Source organism: Psychrobacter sp. FME13 (assembly GCF_014861395.1).
Taxonomy (GTDB): domain Bacteria; phylum Pseudomonadota; class Gammaproteobacteria; order Pseudomonadales; family Moraxellaceae; genus Psychrobacter.
The window spans coordinates 1-3,675 of record NZ_RRYV01000220.1 but is presented as its reverse complement, the minus strand read 5'-3'; the positions used below and the strand labels follow the sequence as shown (position 1 = coordinate 3,675).

Annotated in this window: 5 protein-coding genes; 4 read left to right on the top strand and 1 reads right to left on the bottom strand. The window is 34.1% G+C overall.

Going from position 1 to position 3,675, the window contains the following annotated elements; genetic code table 11:
- Positions 1 to 167: 167 nt before the first annotated feature.
- The 4 genes from EI164_RS15160 to EI164_RS15145 all read left to right on the top strand — a co-directional run bounded on the left by EI164_RS15160 (position 168) and on the right by EI164_RS15145 (position 2,743).
- Positions 168 to 482 (top strand): hypothetical protein, encoded by a 315-nt coding sequence (locus EI164_RS15160; protein WP_192520782.1) that lies wholly within the window; start codon positions 168 to 170, stop codon positions 480 to 482.
- A 5-nt stretch (positions 483 to 487) separates the two neighbouring features.
- Positions 488 to 1,486 carry a tetratricopeptide repeat protein gene (locus EI164_RS15155; protein ID WP_192520780.1) on the top strand — a complete coding sequence of 333 codons (999 nt, stop codon included), beginning with the start codon at positions 488 to 490 and terminating at the stop codon, positions 1,484 to 1,486.
- Positions 1,487 to 1,558: 72 nt separating this feature from the next.
- A complete protein-coding gene (locus tag EI164_RS15150) occupies positions 1,559 to 2,134 on the top strand; it encodes a hypothetical protein (RefSeq protein WP_192520779.1) in 576 nt (191 codons plus the stop codon).
- Between the two features lie 12 nt (positions 2,135 to 2,146).
- On the top strand, positions 2,147 to 2,743 hold the full coding sequence (locus EI164_RS15145; RefSeq protein ID WP_192520778.1) for a hypothetical protein: 597 nt from the start codon (positions 2,147 to 2,149) through the stop codon (positions 2,741 to 2,743).
- 574 nt (positions 2,744 to 3,317) lie between these two features.
- Here the strand turns inward: EI164_RS15145 and EI164_RS15140 are convergent.
- Positions 3,318 to 3,675 (bottom strand): hypothetical protein (locus EI164_RS15140; RefSeq protein WP_192520776.1); only part of this gene is annotated, 358 nt, incomplete at its 5' end.

Genomic DNA, 3,675 nt, shown 5'->3' with positions numbered 1-3,675 from the left:
AGATTACAAGCCGCTTAATTTAGCTTGATGGTGACAACTACCTTGAAAAACTCCGCTACTCTCAGATTCCGCAAAAAAATGAAATTGCAAAAAGAGTTTATGCTTGTAACACTGATGATGGGTATTTTGATTATGACAATGTAGTAAAAGGTGGAGATCTTACAGGATTGCTATATAAGGGGAAAGGTTTCATTCAATTAACTTGGAAAGGTAATTATAAAAAAGTTAATGAAATATTAAATAATAAGATGCCTGAAGAGAGATTAAATATAGTAAGTAATCCAGACAGCGTTTTAAATACACGTGAAGGTATTTTAACTGCGCTTGGTTTTTGGGAGTGGCAAAAACTTAATCAAAAAGCAGATAAAGGTAAAACTGGTGCAGTAGTTGATTCAATCACTGATGATGTAAATTATCACACAACAAGCCGCCAGAAGCGTAAGAATAACTTTACAAAATTTTATGCGATTATGGCAGACTAAATACTATGAATTATAAATCTTTTTTCTTAAGTTTTTTGCTGCTTAGCGGCTGTGCTTACTCCTCAGATGAGGCTGATGATAAGCAAGTTTCCGCTTCTTACAATGTTTCATTCCCCGAACTAGCAGTCACAGAAAGTGATGACGGTTCATCAGTAGTAAAATACCAAACGGCTGATGGTATGAAAGTAATTCAATTGCCAACGAGTAGAACATATAATCAGGAATTACGATATTTTGATGTCAATACTCGCTCTGAGAATACAAACTATTTATCAGAACAAAGTGATTTAAATTACATGTTAGGTGATTTTACTAATAACCGATTTCTAAATCTAAATCCTTTATTACAAATCAAATTAAGACAAGATGGTCAGCAAAATCATTATGTGCTGGAATTCTTATTTGATAAGAGAAAAAATGATTTTATATTGATTAATACTTACCAGTTGCTATATTTAAATTATTGTGGTCACGAACTAGACTCTATTAAAAATATCGAGCCTCCAACTACACACAGTCTATTATCGTTAATCAATTTTGGAAAAATTAATCAAAAATTATTTTCGACTGGTTTCTACAAAGGCGAAAAGGTAATTCCTGACATTTTGTTAGATAAGTATCAGCTACTAATGGACAAAGATACCCCTAACAAACAGGCGATCGTCGAATCACTCATTCAAACTAACGATTCTGATAGTGGTGACGGATGTATGCCTGAAGATTACATCGACGCTCTTTACTACTATGAAGACGATATAGAGTTATCAAATAACCTCGCTTTTTACTTTGGACAGTATGGCTATCACAATGAAGCTATAGAGTTGTTAGACTCTGTCATAAGCTCTCATCCTGAAAGAGCGGTAGCTTACTTGAATATCGCTGATAATTATCAAGCCATTGGCGATGAAACTAAAGCGGATGAATACTATAAAAAATATTATGAGAAAATGACTAACCTTGGTAAAGATAAGAGCATTCCAAAGAGAGTACTACTACAGCGTTGAGATATGGTGTTATTGATAAGTATAATACATGAATCCTATTTATCAGCGAATCAATAATAAAAGAGGTAATTAATGAGTGAAATCGGTAATAAGTTTGATAATTTATCTGATAAAGAATTAACAATTATCAAAGCTGTACCTCTTATGGCTGCATTATCAAATGTCAATATTACAAGGAACTTAGGAGAATATTTAATCGTTATTGATGGGAAAATGGTATCAGAAATACTGGGTATAGGTAATTTATATATTTATAAGGGAAATAAGCTTGAAATGTCTATTGTTGCAAATAGTGGAGGGTTCGGTAGTGGTGCGCCTCCTAATGGAGAATATACTACGCATACGTATCGTGATAGAACTGAAGCAGGTAGTTACAGTAAAGGTATGAACAAGAATGGAGTCGGTTTTAGCTTTAATATTGACCCTCAGTTTAGCACCAAAAGATCTTTGCTACGTATACATCCTGACGGTAATAATAAAGGAACTTTGGGTTGTGTCGGTTTAAGCGGGTCAAAAAAGGAGCTAACCAGTATTCGAGACAAGATTAATGAAATACTCAAGACTCAAAAATCAATAAAAACTAAGATAAATATTGATGGAAATCCAAATAATCATATTCCACCATCTGGTGCAACCCCGAATGAATAAAGGATTAATCATATGAAAAAACTTTATTTGATAGGCTTGACCTTGCTATTTTCAGCTTCAGCAGCTTCTAATACTTTCTATAATTATGATATTAGTGGATATGGTATTATCAACGACTCTGATGGTCATGTTAATCTGAGAAAACTACCTGATTTAAAATCTAAAATTATTGATAAGATAGATAATGGTACACTCATTTATTGTTACAATGAGGGTGGCAGAGTGGATGATTTTTGTTATTCTCAAACTAAGAAAGGTCTAGGATATATACATACCTCTAGAATCTTAGTTTTAGAAAATAAATTCAAATATAAATCTTTGAGCAACCTTCATGTTTTATATAACAAAAAAAATAAAATTTATATAAGATACAATGAGAATAATTACACAAGCATTTGCATTAACGACAGACTCAATTGCTTAAGTCAAGAAAAAATAAAAAACATCGAAAATATTAATATAAACTCTCATGTAGCATACTTTGACAAAAAATCAGGAAATATATATCTAACTGCTTCCAATGGAACTGATGGTAATACAAATAATATTGTTTGGACTATTAAGCCTGACAAAAGCATTACTCAATGGGTCTATACATTTGATTTCTAAATTTACTTTTTATATTCTGATGATGTAAAATTCCCTATAATAGAAGGTTTAAGCTTGTTGAAAATTCAAACATATCATATATTTTTTATTTTCAAACATGCAGCCACTATGCTTGGATGTCTTTTATAACAGCCTTTGATAATAATTCAAACTACAACTTAGCGGTACCCGTATGTATCCAAGGGCTTTTCTATTTATATATTGCTATTTTTGTACTCATTTATAAATATCCTAACTCAAATAAACGACTCTATTATAATTTCTGATCCAAACAGAACAATAGCCTATTTAAATATGGCTGATAACTATCAAGCAATTGGCGATAAAGATATGGATGACAGCTATGATACAGGTGAATACTGTTCAATAAATCCACTCCAACTACAACCACTCTTTGCAAGATTTTAATGTCACCACTAGCCATAATTGCAATGGAGATCCTTGGATGATCAAAAGATTTCAGGCATTTAGACAGAGATCTTATCGTAGCGCAAAAACGACTCAAGCTCTAGTGCCTGCTCTTGTGATTAGTCAAGATAGTAGCGAAAAGTAGGAACGGCTACAGCAAACCTTATCACACCCCACTCAATCCGCTGATGTTGCTATAAACAGCAACACTGATGGAAATAGTGCTGACGAGGACAATCAGGTAAGTGGCCAAACTCTTACGCTCGACACCCCTGCTGCGTTTGCCCCAGTGACCGATACCGAGAGCATCGATGAAGCGACTGTCGTCGCAAACTATCATCAAGGACACTACAGCGTCTATCATGCACTCGCCCATGCCACTGATTTGAATGTTGCCGATACTTTTATATTGGTCGATCACAACCATCTCAATCAGCACTACCGTGCCACCCATATCGTACACTTGGCGCGCAATAGTCTGGCACACGTGACAGGTCTGACCATCAGTCGTCGCTACCATGAAC

Coding starts and splice junctions, on each gene's coding strand:
- EI164_RS15150 (WP_192520779.1), top strand. CDS start 1,559: ATGAGTGAAATCGGTAATAAGTTTGATAATTTATCTGATAAAGAATTA.
- EI164_RS15145 (WP_192520778.1), top strand. CDS start 2,147: ATGAAAAAACTTTATTTGATAGGCTTGACCTTGCTATTTTCAGCTTCA.
- EI164_RS15155 (WP_192520780.1), top strand. CDS start 488: ATGAATTATAAATCTTTTTTCTTAAGTTTTTTGCTGCTTAGCGGCTGT.